The 15,644-nt window shown below is 58.8% G+C and carries 15 protein-coding genes; 3 read left to right on the top strand and 12 right to left on the bottom strand.

What is annotated here, in order from left to right; genetic code table 11:
* The first annotated feature begins 240 nt into the window (after positions 1-240).
* Positions 241-1,887, top strand: coding sequence for an NAD(P)/FAD-dependent oxidoreductase (locus VE934_RS05870; RefSeq protein ID WP_324885269.1), 1,647 nt, complete (start codon positions 241-243; stop codon positions 1,885-1,887).
* Between the two features lie 180 nt (positions 1,888-2,067).
* Here the strand turns inward: VE934_RS05870 and htpX are convergent, their stop codons facing one another.
* The 9 genes from htpX to VE934_RS05825 form a co-directional block, all read right to left on the bottom strand.
* Positions 2,068-2,952, bottom strand: coding sequence for a protease HtpX (htpX, locus tag VE934_RS05865; RefSeq protein ID WP_324885267.1), 885 nt, complete (start codon positions 2,950-2,952; stop codon positions 2,068-2,070).
* 136 nt (positions 2,953-3,088) lie between these two features.
* Complete coding sequence (locus VE934_RS05860; RefSeq protein WP_324885265.1) at positions 3,089-3,838, bottom strand: DUF3025 domain-containing protein; 750 nt, start codon at positions 3,836-3,838, stop codon at positions 3,089-3,091.
* An 18-nt stretch (positions 3,839-3,856) separates the two neighbouring features.
* Entirely contained in the window at positions 3,857-4,891 is a 1,035-nt protein-coding gene (gene pyrC / locus VE934_RS05855) for a dihydroorotase (protein WP_324885263.1), read from the bottom strand.
* Positions 4,892-4,952: 61 nt separating this feature from the next.
* Positions 4,953-5,690, bottom strand: a complete 738-nt coding sequence (locus VE934_RS05850) for an amino acid ABC transporter ATP-binding protein (protein ID WP_324885261.1) — start codon at positions 5,688-5,690, stop codon at positions 4,953-4,955.
* A gap of 57 nt (positions 5,691-5,747) precedes the next feature.
* Positions 5,748-6,434, bottom strand: coding sequence for an amino acid ABC transporter permease (locus VE934_RS05845; RefSeq protein ID WP_324885259.1), 687 nt, complete (start codon positions 6,432-6,434; stop codon positions 5,748-5,750).
* 1 nt (position 6,435) lies between these two features.
* The gene (locus VE934_RS05840) at positions 6,436-7,158 is read right to left on the bottom strand and encodes an amino acid ABC transporter permease (RefSeq protein ID WP_324885257.1); all 723 of its coding nucleotides are present in this window, start codon (positions 7,156-7,158) and stop codon (positions 6,436-6,438) included.
* Between the two features lie 117 nt (positions 7,159-7,275).
* Positions 7,276-8,175 carry a transporter substrate-binding domain-containing protein gene (locus VE934_RS05835; protein ID WP_324885255.1) on the bottom strand — a complete coding sequence of 300 codons (900 nt, stop codon included), beginning with the start codon at positions 8,173-8,175 and terminating at the stop codon, positions 7,276-7,278.
* Positions 8,176-8,515: 340 nt separating this feature from the next.
* Positions 8,516-9,469 (bottom strand): LysR substrate-binding domain-containing protein, encoded by a 954-nt coding sequence (locus VE934_RS05830; protein ID WP_324885253.1) that lies wholly within the window; start codon positions 9,467-9,469, stop codon positions 8,516-8,518.
* A gap of 151 nt (positions 9,470-9,620) precedes the next feature.
* Positions 9,621-11,453 (bottom strand): ABC transporter ATP-binding protein/permease, encoded by a 1,833-nt coding sequence (locus VE934_RS05825; RefSeq protein WP_324885251.1) that lies wholly within the window; start codon positions 11,451-11,453, stop codon positions 9,621-9,623.
* Positions 11,454-11,509: 56 nt separating this feature from the next.
* Between VE934_RS05825 and VE934_RS05820 the strand changes: the two genes are divergently transcribed.
* The gene (locus tag VE934_RS05820; RefSeq protein ID WP_324885249.1) at positions 11,510-11,950 is read left to right on the top strand and encodes an acyl-CoA thioesterase; all 441 of its coding nucleotides are present in this window, start codon (positions 11,510-11,512) and stop codon (positions 11,948-11,950) included.
* Between the two features lie 64 nt (positions 11,951-12,014).
* Here VE934_RS05820 and VE934_RS05815 read toward each other — a convergent pair whose 3' ends face one another.
* Genes VE934_RS05815 through VE934_RS05805 form a run of 3 tightly spaced genes read right to left on the bottom strand, consistent with a single transcriptional unit; the run spans position 12,015 to position 14,592 of the window.
* A complete protein-coding gene (locus VE934_RS05815) occupies positions 12,015-12,815 on the bottom strand; it encodes a crotonase/enoyl-CoA hydratase family protein (protein ID WP_324885247.1) in 801 nt (266 codons plus the stop codon).
* Positions 12,812-13,201: an AtuA-related protein gene (locus tag VE934_RS05810; protein WP_324885245.1), complete on the bottom strand. Its 390-nt coding sequence runs from the start codon at positions 13,199-13,201 to the stop codon at positions 12,812-12,814. The genes VE934_RS05815 and VE934_RS05810 overlap by 4 nt, the downstream gene beginning before the upstream one ends.
* Positions 13,198-14,592 carry an acyclic terpene utilization AtuA family protein gene (locus tag VE934_RS05805; RefSeq protein WP_324885243.1) on the bottom strand — a complete coding sequence of 465 codons (1,395 nt, stop codon included), beginning with the start codon at positions 14,590-14,592 and terminating at the stop codon, positions 13,198-13,200. The genes VE934_RS05810 and VE934_RS05805 overlap by 4 nt, the downstream gene beginning before the upstream one ends.
* A gap of 147 nt (positions 14,593-14,739) precedes the next feature.
* On the opposite strand from VE934_RS05805, the gene VE934_RS05800 reads away from it, so the two are divergent.
* On the top strand, positions 14,740-15,615 hold the full coding sequence (locus VE934_RS05800; RefSeq protein ID WP_324885286.1) for a branched-chain amino acid ABC transporter permease: 876 nt from the start codon (positions 14,740-14,742) through the stop codon (positions 15,613-15,615).
* Positions 15,616-15,644: the final 29 nt, after the last annotated feature.

Here is a 15,644-nt window from a genome sequence, read left to right as displayed (position 1 = left end):
GCTCTAATCCTCACCTCACGATGGACAGCGGTTAGCTGCTACGCCGCCCTATGCAGTCCGGACCTTCCTCCAGTGCGGTGTTTCCACCCTTGCACCAGCGGCAGTCTGGCGTGCTTCACGGGGCCTATTATCCCGGCAATTCGTTCGCTATTGATTTGATAGCTGCTTGCGCCCGCAACATATGGGCCAGAAGGCTAAAATGCTTCACAGATCCGAAATACAGATCCACGAGGTACGCCCATGATCCGCCTGACCGAGCTCAAGCTGCCGCTTGACCACCCTGAAGACGCGCTGCCCGCGCTGATTGTCAAGACGCTGGGCATCGCGCCCGCCGAGCTGTTGCAGCACAGCATCTACAAACGCAGCTACGACGCACGCAAGCAGAAGTTGCTGCTCGTCTACATCGCCGATGTCGAGGTCGCCAGCGCTGAGCTGGAAGCGAAACTGCTCAAGCAGTTCGAAGACCACCCTCACATCCGCCCCGCCCCCGACCAAAGTTACCACCTGGTGGCGCGGACCGACGCCGCGCCTGCACTGCGGCCGGTGGTCGTGGGCTTCGGCCCGTGCGGCATTTTTGCGGCGCTTCTGCTGGCGCAAATGGGTTTCAAGCCCATCGTGCTGGAGCGCGGCAAGAAGGTGCGCGAGCGCACCAAGGACACCTGGGGTCTGTGGCGCAAAAGCGTGCTCAATCCGGAATCGAACGTGCAGTTTGGCGAAGGCGGTGCCGGCACCTTTTCGGACGGCAAACTCTGGAGCCAAATCAAGGACCCGCGCTTTCTGGGCCGCAAGGTCATGACGGAGTTTGTCAAAGCGGGGGCGCCTGAAGAAATCTTGCTGGTCAGCAAACCACATATCGGCACTTTCAAGCTGGTCAAGGTGGTTGAACACATGCGCGAGCAGATCATTGCCATGGGCGGCGAGATTCGCTTTGAACAACGGCTCTCTGACGTCCTCATTGAGAACGGTCAGCTCAGGGGCCTCACCGTGCAGAATCTGGCGGACGGCACCAGCTACGAAATGCGTGCCGACCATGTGGTGATGGCGCCTGGCCACAGTGCCCGCGACACCTTTGCCATGCTGCATGAGCGCGGCGTGTACATGGAGGCCAAGCCCTTCTCGGTGGGCTTTCGCATCGAGCACCCGCAGGGCCTGATCGACCGTGCGCGTCTGGGACAACACGCCGGCCACCCCCTGCTGGGCGCTGCCGACTACAAACTGGTGCACCACGCGGCCAACGGCCGATCGGTCTATAGCTTTTGCATGTGTCCGGGCGGCACCGTGGTTGCCGCCACCTCCGAAGAAGGTCGCGTGGTTACCAACGGCATGAGCCAGTATTCGCGAAACGAGCGCAATGCCAACGCTGGCATCGTGGTCGGCATCACCCCCGCCGACTACCCCGGAGGACCTTTGGCCGGCATTGCTTTTCAGCGCGCGCTGGAGTCCAACGCTTTCACGCTTGGAGGCGGAACCTACGCAGCGCCCGGGCAGCTGGTGGGCGATTTCGTCGCGGGCAAAGCCTCGACCCAACTAGGCAGCGTGGAGCCTTCGTACAAGCCCGGCGTGTTGATGACGGACCTTGCCAGCGCCCTGCCCGAATACGCCATCACGGCCATGCGTGAAGCGCTTCCAGCGTTTGGAAAGAAGATCAAAGGGTTTGACATGTTTGACGCGGTTTTGACCGGGGTCGAGACCCGCACCTCATCACCGCTGCGCATTACACGCGGCGAGGATTTCCAGAGCCTGAACGTCAAGGGCCTGTACCCCGCAGGCGAAGGTGCCAGCTACGCGGGCGGCATTCTGTCAGCAGGCGTGGACGGCATCGAAGTGGCTGAGGCGGTGGCACTCAGCATCATCGCTGGGTCCACTTCATCCGTGTCACCCGCCTAGCTTCACCATGTCATCCCAAACTTGATCCGGGATCCATGCACCATGAACCATCTCTGGTCGTGCGAGCATGGATTGCGGGTCAAGCCCGCAATGACAGGCGAAGGAGAGCAGCCCTCAGGAAACTGGCACGCATAAAAAAAGCCGCTGCAGGCGCAGCGGCTGTTGCAAGACGGGGTCAGCTCAAACTTGGCCGGGCTGTGCGTTCTGCAAAGCTGCAATCCGCTCTTCAATCGGCGGGTGGGTGCTGAACAGCTTGCCGATGCCACCGGTGATGCCCAGGGCCTGCACTGTTTTGGGCAACTCGCCGGGCACCATACCGCCCAGGCGCGCCAGCGCGTTGATCATGGGTTGCTTCTTGCCCATCAGTTGCGCCGCGCCTGCATCGGCACGGAACTCGCGGTGGCGCGAGAACCAGGCCACCACAATCGCTGCGGCGAAACCGAGCACGATGTCCAGAACGATGGTGCTGACGTAATAACCAATGCCGGGGCCAGAGTTGCTGCTGCTGCCGCGGCGCAGGAAGCTGTCCACCGCGTAACCAATAACCCGGCTCAGGAACACCACAAAGGTGTTCATCACGCCCTGAATCAAAGTCATGGTGACCATGTCGCCGTTGGCAATGTGGGCAACCTCGTGGCTCAGCACGGCTTCAATTTCCTCACGCGTCATGCCTTGCAGCAAACCGGTAGAGACCGCAACCAATGCCGAATTCTTGAACGCGCCCGTTGCGAAGGCATTCGGAGCGCCTTCAAAAATACCGACTTCCGGCATGCCGATTCCGGCTGTAGTGGCCAGCTTCTGAACGGTCTGGACAATCCAGGCCTCGTCGGCATTTTGCGGCTCGTTGATCAGACGCACGCCTGAGCTCCACTTGGCAACGGGTTTGCTGATCAGGAGCGAAATGATGGCGCCGCCAAAACCGATGACCGCGGCAAAGCCAAGCAACATGCCCAAATTCAGGCCCTGCGGTGTCAGGTATCGGTTCACGCCCAGCAGGCTGGCAACAATGCCCAATACCACCACGACAGCGAGGTTGGTCAGGACAAACAAAATAATACGTTTCATGGATGCTCCGTAGAGGTCGGTAATAAACAGGTCCTGCTTCAGCCAGGCTCCTGCAGAAAATGGGGCGGTTTCAAGTCAAATCAAGGCTCGTCAGCCTCCGGGTACCGGCAATTTTTGCCCGGCGCTTCTGGCACTTCTACCGGCGTGGCCGGAATACAAAGGAGTCATCATAAAAGGAAAAGTTCTCGTTCTCCCGCCACCAGCCGGGGACCCCGAGTACCGGAAGCGGTGTGAACGGTTTGTTGGCCAGCTTGTCGGCGCACAAGTCACGGGCAACCCACGCATCAAGTTCCGCTATTGAATTCATAGCTGGCTGCGCCCGGTAGACGTGGGCGGTGATGGGTTTTCTTGGAGTAACCAGCTTCTCAAGCAAGGCGTGGCCAAACAGAACCAACTCGGCCTGCCGCCAAAGCGGACGCAAGTCCACGAATAGCCGCGACCAGTCCCGATCGACGAGTGCGTCCCACAAGGGCTGCGGCGCAGACAGAAAGGCAGCATTTTCATCAAACACAGTCAGGGCGTCGCGCACCGGTCCGCGCAGAGTCGCAATGCCAGCCGCCGCAATTTCGGCGGCTTGCAGCTGGTTGAGCCTTGTCTTGGTCAGGGGAAAGCGTATCCAGCAAAGCCCGTTGAAAAAATCGTGCAGGTTGTCACGGGTCGGGACGGTAGAAGTTTCAAAAATGAACTGTTCGTAGGCAGTCGCTACAGGCAACGCGCTCTGTGGCACAAACCGCACCGGCGCGGACGGCTCGGTGTTCAGCGCTTGATGGAGATCAGCCCCTGTTGATGCGCCTCTTGCAAGGCGCTGCCCGGGTTCTCGCCACACCGTAAGCCAGGGCTGCTCCCAGTCGATGGGTGGGAGTTCGGCGACCGCATCAGGCTTCATCGCGTGCAGCCACCAGGGTCACGCAGCAAGCATCTTCCAGGGCAACGTCTCTCCGGAGCGCAGCGGTTTCAACGCGGCCTCGCCAAACGCAAAGCTGTCGGGCGGCGTCCAGTTTTCTTTCTTGAGCGTGATGGTGCCGGTATTGCGCGGCAAACCGTAAAAATCAGCTCCGTTGAAACTGGCGAAGGTTTCGAGTTTGTCCAGCGCGCCAGCCGTATCGAAGGCCTCGGCATACAGCTCCATCGCGGCATGCGCGGTGTAGCAGCCAGCGCAACCCGTGGCGTGTTCTTTCAGATGCGCCGGATGCGGCGCGCTGTCCGTGCCGAGGAAAAAGCGCCGGTTGCCGCCGGTGGCCGCTTGCACCAGCGCCTGGCGGTGGGTTTCGCGCTTGAGCACGGGCAGGCAGTAATAGTGAGGACGGACACCCCCGGTAAAAATGGCGTTGCGGTTGTACAGCAAGTGATGGGCCGTGACCGTTGCGCCGGTGAAGCGATCTGCCTGCTCCACATAGTTCGCCGCCTCTTTGGTGGTGATGTGCTCAAAAACAATCTTGAGCTCAGGGAAATCACGGCGCAGCGGAATGAGCTGGGTATCAATAAAAACCGCCTCGCGATCAAAGAGATCGATGTCAGCCGACGTCACCTCGCCATGCACCAGCAGCAGAAGGCCTTCACGCTGCATGGCCTCCAGTGTTTTGTAGGTCTTGCGCAGGTCCGTCACACCAGCGTCGCTGTTGGTGGTGGCGCCGGCCGGGTACAGCTTGGCGGCGACCACATCAGCATCTTTGGCCCGCTTGATTTCGTCCGGCGGCAGGTTGTCGGTGAGGTACAGCGTCATCAGGGGCTCAAAAGCAACGCCAACGGGCACGGCGGCCTGGATACGCTGTCGGTAGGCCACCGCCTGCGCGGCGGTGGTTACCGGAGGACGCAGGTTGGGCATGATGATGGCGCGGCCAAACTGCGCCGCCGTGTGCGGCACCACGGTATGCAGGGCGTCTCCGTCGCGAACATGCAGGTGCCAGTCATCGGGGCGGGTGATGGTTATTTCAGTCATCCCGCATTGTCCCAAAAACAAAAAGCACCCGAAGGTGCTTTGAGTAACGATGCCCAGAGGCTTAATGTGCCAGGATTTTGTTAAGAAAGTCCTTGGTCCGCGCCTGCCGGTTTTCCGGGTGCAGGAAGAACTCATCCTTGGTGCAGTCTTCCAGAATCTTGCCGCCCACGTCCATGAAGATGACGCGGCTGCCGACCTTTTTGGCAAATCCCATTTCGTGCGTCACCACCATCATGGTCATGCCGTCGGTGGCAAGGCCCATCATGCAGTCCAGCACCTCGCCGACCATCTCGGGGTCCAGCGCGGAAGTTGGCTCGTCGAACAACATGGCAATCGGGTCCATGCTCAGCGCGCGGGCAATCGCCACACGCTGCTGTTGACCGCCGGACAGCTGACCGGGAAACTTGTCCTTGTGCAACATCAAGCCCACGCGGTCCAGGTATTTAAGACCGTGGGCTTTCGCGTCCGTCTGGTTTCGCCCCAGCACCTTGATCTGCGCCAGCGTCAGGTTTTCAGTCACGCTCAGGTGCGGGAAAAGCTCAAAGTTCTGGAACACCATGCCCACCCTGGAGCGCAGCTTGGGCAAGTCGGTCGTGGGATTATGAACAGCCTGGCCATCCACAAAAATTTCGCCTTTCTGGAAAGGCTCCAGCGCGTTGATGACTTTGATCAGCGTTGATTTGCCCGAGCCCGATGGTCCACACACCACGACGACCTCACCCTTTTTGATCTTGGTCGTGCAGTTGTTCAGCACCTGAACCGTGCCGTACCACTTGGAAACTTCTTTCATCTCAATCATCTTGCTCTCCAGTCTTCTCTTGATCTGTATTAACTTGGCATCCCATCAAAGGGACGCTTATCGAATGATGGCAATCTTGTTCTGCAGGCGCTTGACCATATAGGACAAACCAAAGCACATGGCGAAGTACACCACGGCAGCCAGGAGGTAAGCCTCTTCAGGGCGACCGTAAATCTTCCCTGCAGTACTGAAGCCCTTGAGCATGTCATACGCGCCAATGGCGTACACCAGCGAGGTGTCCTGGAACAGGATGATGGTCTGCGTCAGCAGAATCGGCACCATGTTGCGGAAAGCCTGCGGCAAAATAATCAGCTTCATGTTCTGCGAATACGTCATGCCCAGCGCGCGCCCGGCATTGACTTGACCGCGCGAGATGGACTGAATGCCCGCCCGCATGATCTCGCTGAAATAGGCAGCCTCAAAAGCCACAAAAGTGATGATGGCCGAGATTTCTGCCCGGTAGTTGCTGCCGCCAGGAATCGCGGCGTAGAAACCCGCTGGAACCAGCAGGAAGAACCAGAGAATCACCATCACCAGCGGTACGGACCGCATGCCGTTGACATAAATCGTGGCAGGAACCATCAGGATTTTTTTGCCCGACAGGCGCATCAGGGCCAGGATGGTCCCAAAAATAATGCCGCCAATGGTGGCAACGATTGTCAGCTGAATGCTGAACCAAAAGCCCTTGATGACAAACTTGGAAATGATGTCCCAGTTGAGGAAGGTAAGGTCGAGTCCAAACATGTCAGTGACCCCCGCCAGCCGTACCGGCCACGATGTAGCCCGGAATCTGGACTCTCTTTTCAATGAAGGCGAACACCCGGTTGATCGCAAACGCGGAAACGGCATACAGCGCAGTCACTGCGAGATAAATTTCAATGCCACGTGACGTTTCTTCCTGCGCCTGCATGGCGAACATGGTGAGTTCGGCAATCGACACGGCAAAGGCAACGGACGAATTTTTCAGCAAATTCATCGACTCGCTGGTCAGCGGCGGAACAATGATGCGCAAGGCCATTGGCAGGATCACGTAGCGATAGGTTTGGGCTGTGGTGAAACCCATGGCCATACCCGCGTAACGCTGGCCGCGCGGCAAAGCTTGCACACCTGCCCGGACCTGCTCAGCAATACGCGCGGACGTGAAAAACCCCAGCGCAAACACCACGAGAATGAAACTTGGCAGTTCTTTCAGTGGCGGAAACATTTTTGGCACCACGAAGTACCAAATGAAAATCTGGACCAGCAAGGGAATGTTGCGAAACAACTCTACCCAGGCATTGGAAAGACGAACCAGCCAGGGGCTGTTGGGCAGTGTGCGAACAACGCCGACCAGCAAACCAACCCCCATGGCAACAACCCACGACGCGCCGGCGACGGCAAGCGTCCAGCCCCACGCATCAAACATCCACTGCAGGTAGGTACGCCCACTGCCGTCGTCGTTTAAAAAAACTTTCCAGTCCCAAGTCATGGCAGCTCCAGCCTTTTGTTATTGAAGTTTACGCAATGCGGTCTTGGCAAATGACAAACCCCGCCGTTAAAACTCAGGGGCGGGGTTTGTATCTGGCAAGGCGCTCAGAAGCCGGATTTACTTCTTGGCGTAGTCTTCCATTGGCTTGTCATTGGGCGTTGCCCATGCAGCTTTGGTGCTCTCGCTGACAGCCAGTCCAACGCGTGTGTTTTTCGGTGGGATAGGCTGCATAAACCACTTGTCCCACAGTTTGGCCATATCGCCCGACTTGATCATGTCAGCAACCGTGTCCGAGCCCAGTTTCTTGAGCAAAGGGTCATCCTTGCGAATCATGATGGCAATCGGCTCGACGCTAAGAACTTCACCGACGATTCTGAAATCAGCTGGAGTTTTTGCGGTGGCAATGTTACCGGCCAGGATGGATCCGTCCATCACGAATGCGTCAGCGCGGCCCGACTCGAGCAGCAGGAAGCTGTCGGAGTGGTCCTTGCCGAAAACTTCCTTGAAGTCAACGCCAGTAGCACGCTCGTTTTTACGCAGGGTTTGAACGGAAGTTGTACCCGTGGTGGTGGCCACGTTTTTGCCGTTGAGCTGGGCAATGGATGTGATGCCCGAATTGGCTTTCACAGCAATGCGCACTTCTTCAACAAAAGTGGTGGGCAGGAAAGCGACGTCTTTTTGGCGCGTGGCGTTGTTGGTGGTAGAGCCGCACTCAATATCCACGGTGCCGTTCTGGACCAGAGGAATGCGGTTTTGCGAGGTCACAGGCTGATATTTGATTTCGAGCTTGCGGCCAGCGGCTTTTTCGAGGTTGGCAATCACGCGGTTGCAAATCTCGACGTGGTAGCCGGTGTATTTGCCTTCGCCGAGGGTGTAGGACAGAGCGCCGGAGGAATCCCGCACACCCATCACCACAACGCCGGAAGCCTTGACTTTGGCTAGGGTATCAGTGGCTTGCGCGAATGCGCCGCTCGATGCGAGGACGGCGACTGCCAGTGCAGCTAATTTCAGTTTCATGGATTTTCCTTCGGGTTAAATGAAATATGTAAATGCATTCTAAGTACCGACTACGAGGACCAACCCCAAGGTTTACCCCACTGCCGTTACCCCGATCTGCACATCGATAAAAGACACCGATCCTGCTTTTGGCAGGGCGCCCACTGTCACCAAGACAGTGCGCATGTCAGCGTAGAGAACCCGTACATGCAGTCTTCATGCCAACCAGGTCTTAACGCGTGAGCGACCCGTCTGGTTGGCGGCCACTTGATCGTTTGCAGAACGTGACGGACTGTAGATTTAGGGCGCGTGAAAAGCCAATGCTGATTGATGCCGGCATTATGCGTTTTGCTTATAACCACTAAGGGTTGCTACTGAGTCGTGTTTTGGAGGCGGGCTTGACCTGTCGCTGGCTTTCAAGAAACTGCCAGAGTGCCTGCACGGGATTTTTTGCGGCTTCCTTGCTCGTAGGAATCGCGCGGTAGACACGCACATCCATGGTCATCTCCAGCCCCGTGCCTGCGCTGACCAGCTTCCTGGCCTTGAGCTCTTTTTTAACAGCACTGAAGGGCAAAAACGCCACCCCATGGCCTTCAAGAGCCATCGCTTTGAGGCCCTCTGCCATGTCGGTTTCGTAAACGCGGTCCAGATGAATCGCGGTTGTCGATTCCTTGAGAATCAGATCGACCACCCGGCCGAGGTAGGCTCCGGGCGCATAACCCAGATAGGGCAAGGGTTGCCCGGCGCGGCCAGGAAGCTTGAACAGGGGCGCGCCATCCGCATCGGCTTTGACAAAAGGCGACAGCACCTCCTGCCCCAGGCTGACCATTTCGTAGCGGTCAGCGTCAAGCTGAAAAGGCTGGGAGTCGTGGTGATAGGCGATCAGCAAGTCGCAACTGCCTTCAACCAGTCGCAACACAGCGTCATGAACATTAAGCGCAATCAAGCGGCTTTTGATGGGGCCAAACTTTTCACGCAGGCTGCTGACCCATGCGGGGAAAAACGTGAAGGCCAACGTGTGCGGCACTGCAAACTCAATCACGTCCTGCCCGGCTGAATTGTGCCCGCGCAACATCGCGCGGGTGGACTGCAGACTCTGCAGCATTTCCAGAGACTGGCTGTACAAGGTTTCACCGGCTGGGGTCAGGCGCGTTGGGTAGGAGCTGCGATCCACGAGATCCGTCCCGGCCCATGCCTCCAGCGCCTGAATGCGCCTTGAGAAGGCGGGCTGCGTGACGTGACGCAGGGTTGCAGAGCGGCTGAAGCTGCGGGTTTCAGCGAGACTGACGAAATCTTCCAGCCATTTGGTTTCCATGCTTTTATTATGCGAGTGGGAAAAGCATTCAGGTCTACGGGAATCCCGCAGGTTCAAACGCCAAATGCATTCTGAATACAAAATCCGCTATAAAAATAGTAGCTGGAAGCGCCCGCCACTACTGGGCAAAGAGCCTAAAAGGCTTGAAGAATCACTCCGAACTCTGCTGCAGGGCCCACATGGCCGCGTAACGCTGGCCGTGGGCCAGCAACTCGGCGTGTGTGCCGCGCTCGATGATCTGTCCGGCTTCCATGACAAGAATTTCATGCGCGTCCACCACGGTGGACAGTCGGTGAGCGATGACCAGCGTGGTCTTGTTTTCAGCAATGCTGCGCAGCTCTGCCTGGATGGCGCGCTCGTTGGCTGAATCAAGCGCCGAGGTGGCCTCATCAAAAATCATGATGGGCGGGTTTTTCAGCAAAGTGCGGGCAATCGCCACGCGCTGCTTTTCGCCTCCCGAAAGTTTCAGCCCGCGCTCGCCGACCATGGTCTGGTAGCCGGTGGGGGTTGAGCTGATGAAGTCATGGATGCGCGCGGACCGTGCGGCTTCCTCAACCTGCTCACGGCTGGCGCCCGGTTGACCATAGGCGATGTTGTATTCCACCGTGTCGTTAAACAGAACTGTGTCCTGCGGCACGATACCGATGGCTTGCCGCACGCTGGCCTGGGTCACCTGCTTGATGTCTTGCCCGGCAATGGTGATGTGGCCTTGCTGCACATCGTAAAAGCGAAAGAGCAGACGCGCCAGCGTCGACTTGCCCGAGCCCGATGACCCCACAACCGCCACCGTCTTGCCGGGCGGAATCACAAAGCTGATGTCCTTCAGGATGGGGCGTGCCGGGTCATAGGCGAAGCTGACATGGTCATAACGCACTTCTGGCGAGGTGGCGATGCTGATGGTCGCGGCACCAGGCTGGTCAGCCACTTCGCGCTCTTTTTCCATCAGGTTGAACATCTTGGCCAGGTCGGTCAGGCTTTGCTTGATCTCGCGATAAAGCACGCCAAGAAACCCCAGCGGGATATAGAGCTGGATCATGAAGGCATTGACCATGACCAGGTCGCCCAGTGTCATGCGGCCATCAACCACACCCTGCGTGGCGCGCCAAAGCATGGCCACCAGCCCGGCAGCAATGATGAGTTGTTGGCCGGTGTTGAGCATGCTCAGCGTGGTCTGGCTTTTGACCGCGGCGCGCCGATAACGAATCAGGTTTTCGTCATAACGCTGTGCTTCAAACTCTTCGTTGTTGAAGTATTTGACGGTTTCGTAATTTAAAAGCGAGTCAATCGCCCGGCTGTGGGCCGACGAATCCAGCTCGTTCATTTCCTTGCGGAACTTGGTACGCCACTCGGTCACCGTTACGGTGAAGGTGATGTAAAACACCAGCGCAATGATGGTGATGCCGGCAAACCAGACATCAAACTTGACCGCGAGCAGCGTCAAAACCAGCGCAACTTCAATCAGTGTGGGGATGATGCTGTACAGCGAATACGAAATCAGCGAGTGCACGCCGCGCGTGCCGCGCTCAATGTCGCGCGTCATGCCGCCAGTCTGGCGCTCCAGATGAAAACGCAGGCTCAGCGCGTGCAGGTGGCGAAACACCTCCAGCGAGATACGGCGCGCCGCGCCTTCAGTTGCCTTGGCAAACACCAGCTCGCGCAGCTCGGTAAACAGCGAGGTGGACAACCTGAGCAATCCATAACCCAGCAGCAGAGCCCCTGGCACTACCAGCACGGCCTGCACATCGCCGGGTTTGAAGCTCAAGGCATCGACGAGATTTTTAAGCAACAGCGGCACGCCGACGTTGGCCACCTTGGCACCCACCATGAAGGCCAGCGCGGCCACCACCCGCCACTTGTACTCCCACAGATAGGGAAACAGGCGTTGCAGGGTCGCCCAGTCAGAGCGATTCAGCTTGGGTTCGGGAGAGGAGCCGGGCGCGGCGGGCGCCACAGGGGAGGAGGAGACGGGGGCATAGGAGCGCATCGGAGACAATTGTCCCCTTTATTGATTCTCCTTACCTTCTTTACCTGATTGCCCTTATGTCTACTTCACCCAGCGCCACCCAAGACCCCTTAAGCGTGAAGTTGCCTCTGGACAAGGAGCTGGTACTCAAGGTGATCCCGATGCCGGCCGACTGCAACGCCAACGGCGACATTTTTGGCGGCTGGGTCATGGCGCAGGTCGACCTGGCCGGGTCGGTGATTCCGGCGCGTTATGCCGAAGGGCGCATGGCCACGGTGGCGGTCAATGAATTTATTTTCAAGCAGCCGGTGCGGGTCGGGGACATCCTGTCGTTCTTTTCAGAATTGACGCGGGTGGGCCGGACGTCCATGACAGTCAAGGTCGAGGTCTACGCCGAGCGCTTTCGCTCGCAGGGGCGCTACATCAAGGTCACCGAAGCCAGCCTGACCTATGTGGCTATCGACGACAACGGCCAGCCGCGGCCGGTGCCGCCCTCCTCGTTGCCACGTCCTGCTTGAGGGTTGCTATATTTTTTATAGCTGAGAGCGCAGGCACTAAAAGGGCCAGCGGCCATTTTTGTTCCTAAAACTCGCCGTGGCGGCCCTGGCCGCCGGCAAAACGTGTGGCGCCGCGCAATCCCTCATCCAGACAGGCTTTGCCGCGGTCCCACTCCTGCTTGAGCGCCTGCGCCATGGGCAGATCCCATTGGGTGTACGCGCTTTGCCGGTCAGCCAGCATGGTGATTTGCGGAAATGCCGCCAACTGATGGGCCAGTGCCACTGCCGCGTCGCGCGCCGAGCCGCTCGCAACCACCCGGTTGCACAGGCCCATCTGCAGCGCCTCAGCGGCTTCAACTCTGCGGCCCGTGAGGATCAGGTCCATCGCGTGCCCCATCCCGATCAGTCGCGGCAGGCGCACCGTGCCGCCATCGATCAGCGGCACGCCAAAGCGCCGGCAGTACACGCCAAAGTAGGCATCCTCGTCCATCACCCGCATGTCACACCACAACGCCAGCTCCATACCGCCCGCTACGGCCGCACCACTGATGGCAGCGATCACAGGTTTGGACATATGCAAGCGGGACGGCCCCATCGGTCCGGGCGGCTGGCTGTCCGTGGCCTGAAAGTCAAGGTCGGCAAACACCTCTGCCCGGCCCTCCGGTGCGGCCCGCAGCATTCTGGCGCCGGCCTGCAAATCCCAGCCCGCGCAAAAATGACCGTTGGCGCCGTGAAACACGGCGACCCGAGCTGAGTCATCGGCGTCAAACGCCAGGAAAGCTTCGTACAAGGCGCGCGCATGGTCGCTGTCCACAGCGTTGCGCACATCGGCCCGGTCCAGCGTTACCACGGTCACATCGCCGTCTTTTTCAACATGTACTGTCATGAGTTCTCTCCCCACCAGCCGACTCGCGGCGTATTCAGGCATTGCGCCAGCTCATCGTCGCTGACATTGATTTCCATGCGCAGCAAAGCGGCCGCCATGGACTTGCCCAGGTTATCCAGACGAAGGTTTCGTGCGCCGCCACCCTGCAGTGCATCGTGCAGCACCAGCTTGACAGCCAGGATGTTGGGCAGGCACCAGCAATCAACCTGCCCCGGCAACCAGGGCGCAAAGTGCGCCTGCACTCGCGCAGCTGTGACCTCACGAGCCAGTACGGCGTAACCCGCTGCATTCCAGGCAAACACGCCAAAGTCCACCCAGTCGGCCTTGTCACCACTGCGCGCATGCGCGAGTTTTGCCAGCTGGATTTTTTGGGTGGGGGCCGTCATGTCTGCACCATCTCTACCTGCGTCTGTGATTCGACAACGCTTCTGTCTATCAAGGCCGGCCAGATGCCCAATAGTTCACTGGTGTTGTGCAAGCCGTGAAAGCCGCAGCTGTAGGCCGGGCCACTCAAGCCCATCCACGGGAAGAGTCGGCCAAAACCATCAGCGGCCTTTTTGTCATTGGTGCGCAGCACCATGCGGACCCACACCTCGTTCAGATCAGCCAGCGCCTGCGCATCCGGCATGGGCGCCAGTGCGCCGTGGGCGGAGTTGAGACCCGGAAGTTCGACAAACAGCGCTTCATGCGGTACAGCCTTGTCGGCAAGTTGTGTCTTGACCATCCCGATTGCAGCCAGAGCCTTGTCATACGCATCGGGCCAGCTGAAGCCCCAGGTAACCTCCGCCTTGAATCCGTCGCGGTATCCGCCCACCACCTTGAGCTGCTCAGGACGCGGATGGCCCGTAGCACCTGTCACGCGGACCTGGTCTTGTCCCAGATCTTCCAGCTTGATGGTAGACAGGTCCAGCACCACATCGGGAGATAAATAGGCATGCGGGTTGTGCACTTCGTAGAGCAACTGCTGGCGCACGGTGTCAAAGTTGAGGCGCCCACCGGTACCCGGGGCTTTGGTGATCAGTGCCGTGCCATCCCCGTCCACTTCCGCAATCGGGTAACCAATATGCGCCAGATCCGGAATGGCCTTCCATGCCTGCAGGCTGCCGAAGTTGCCGCCGCTGCCCTGGCCCGAGCATTCCAGCAGGTGGCCCACGGCAAGCCCCTGCGCGAGCCGGTTGAGGTCAGTGGGCGTGGCGCTGCTATCGCCGTCCCCCAGGTTCCACTTGAACTCATGCACCAGCGGCCCAAGAAACAAGGCGGCATCCGCCACACGCCCGGTAATGACAATATCGGCGCCCTGCTCCAGGGCCGTCACGATAGGCCGCGCACCCAGATAGGCGTTGGCAAAAACCATGCGATCGCTGACCGAATCGAACGGCGCACCGTTAAACATATGCGCCGGCGCCAGCATTTTGAGTTGCGGCAACACGCCATTTTCTGTCACCACGGCGACGCGCGCCTGCCAGCCTTTTGCCAAAAAAGCGGCCTTGATTGTAGCGGCGGCACCCGCCGGATTGAGGCCCCCGGCGTTGCAAATAAATCGCACCCCCAGCCTCTTCATCGCCGGCCATAAATGGACCAGCATGGGCACCACGTCCCTAGCGTAGCCGAGGGAAATATCGCGTTGCAAATCCTTCTGCAAGATGGCCAGCGTGAGCTCGGAAAGGTGGTCGCTGGCGACGTACTGAACACCCCCTTTTTCGATGCTCGCAAGCACCGGTTCCCACGCGTCTCCGTAGAAACCCAACCCGGCACCAATCCGGATTGATTTTTTCATTGAATGCAGCTCATGATCTACACCGTCTGGATTACACAAACCGGACCTCAGGGTTAAACCGGATCAAAAATCCGCGCTCCCCGCATCCCAAATATTTAATTATTTTCACAAAGCATGTGCTTTGTGAAAATTGATTGTGGAGCAAAAGTGCAGGTATTGCAATTAATCATCAGCGGCATAGCGCAAGGCTGTATCTACGGGCTTATTGCCCTGGGTTTCGTTCTCATCTACAAAGCCACGGAAACCGTCAGCTTCGCCCAGGGCGAGCTGATGATGCTGGGCGCCTTTGGCGGGCTGGCATGCATGACCATGCTGGGCTTTCCGTACTGGCTTGCCGTGGTGAGCTCAATCATCGGCATGGCTCTCTTCGGCGTGCTGCTGGAGCGGCTGGTCATTCGGCCCATCCTCGGTCAGCCGGCCTTTTCCATCGTCATGCTGACCATAGGCGTGGGCTACACCGCACGCGGACTGATCACCATGATCCCCGGCATTGGCACCGAGACCCACACCCTGCCCGTGCCCTACAAAGACCAGATCTGGAACGTGGGTGCCCTGGTTCTCAATGTGGAGCAGATGGCCGTCATCGGCAGCACGGCCTTGTTATGCCTGGTGCTGTTTGCATTGTTCAAATACAGCAAGCTCGGCATCGCCATGCAGGCGTCATCGCAAAACCAGCTGGCCGCCTACTACATGGGCATCCCGGTCAAGCGGCTCAACGGTCTTGTGTGGGGTCTGGCCTCAGCCGTCGCGGCCATCGCCGGGCTGCTCCTCGCACCTATTACCTTTGTCCACGCCAACATGGGTTTCATCGGCCTGAAGGCCTTCCCGGCAGCAGTTGTGGGCGGCTTCGGCAGCCTGCCCGGCGCCATCGTGGGCGGCCTGGTTATTGGCATCGTCGAGTCGCTGGCCGGTTTTTACGCGCCTGACGGCATCAAGGACATCGCTGCCTACGTGGTGGTTCTCATCATGCTGATGGTCAAGCCAAGCGGCTTGTTCGGCGAAAAATTGCGGAAAAAAGTATGAATGTGGCCCCCACGCTTGTCGCTTCGCGT

The organism is Polaromonas sp., assembly GCF_035638815.1.
Taxonomy (GTDB): Bacteria; Pseudomonadota; Gammaproteobacteria; order Burkholderiales; family Burkholderiaceae_C; genus Polaromonas.
This window is presented reverse-complemented; position numbering and strand designations above follow the sequence as displayed.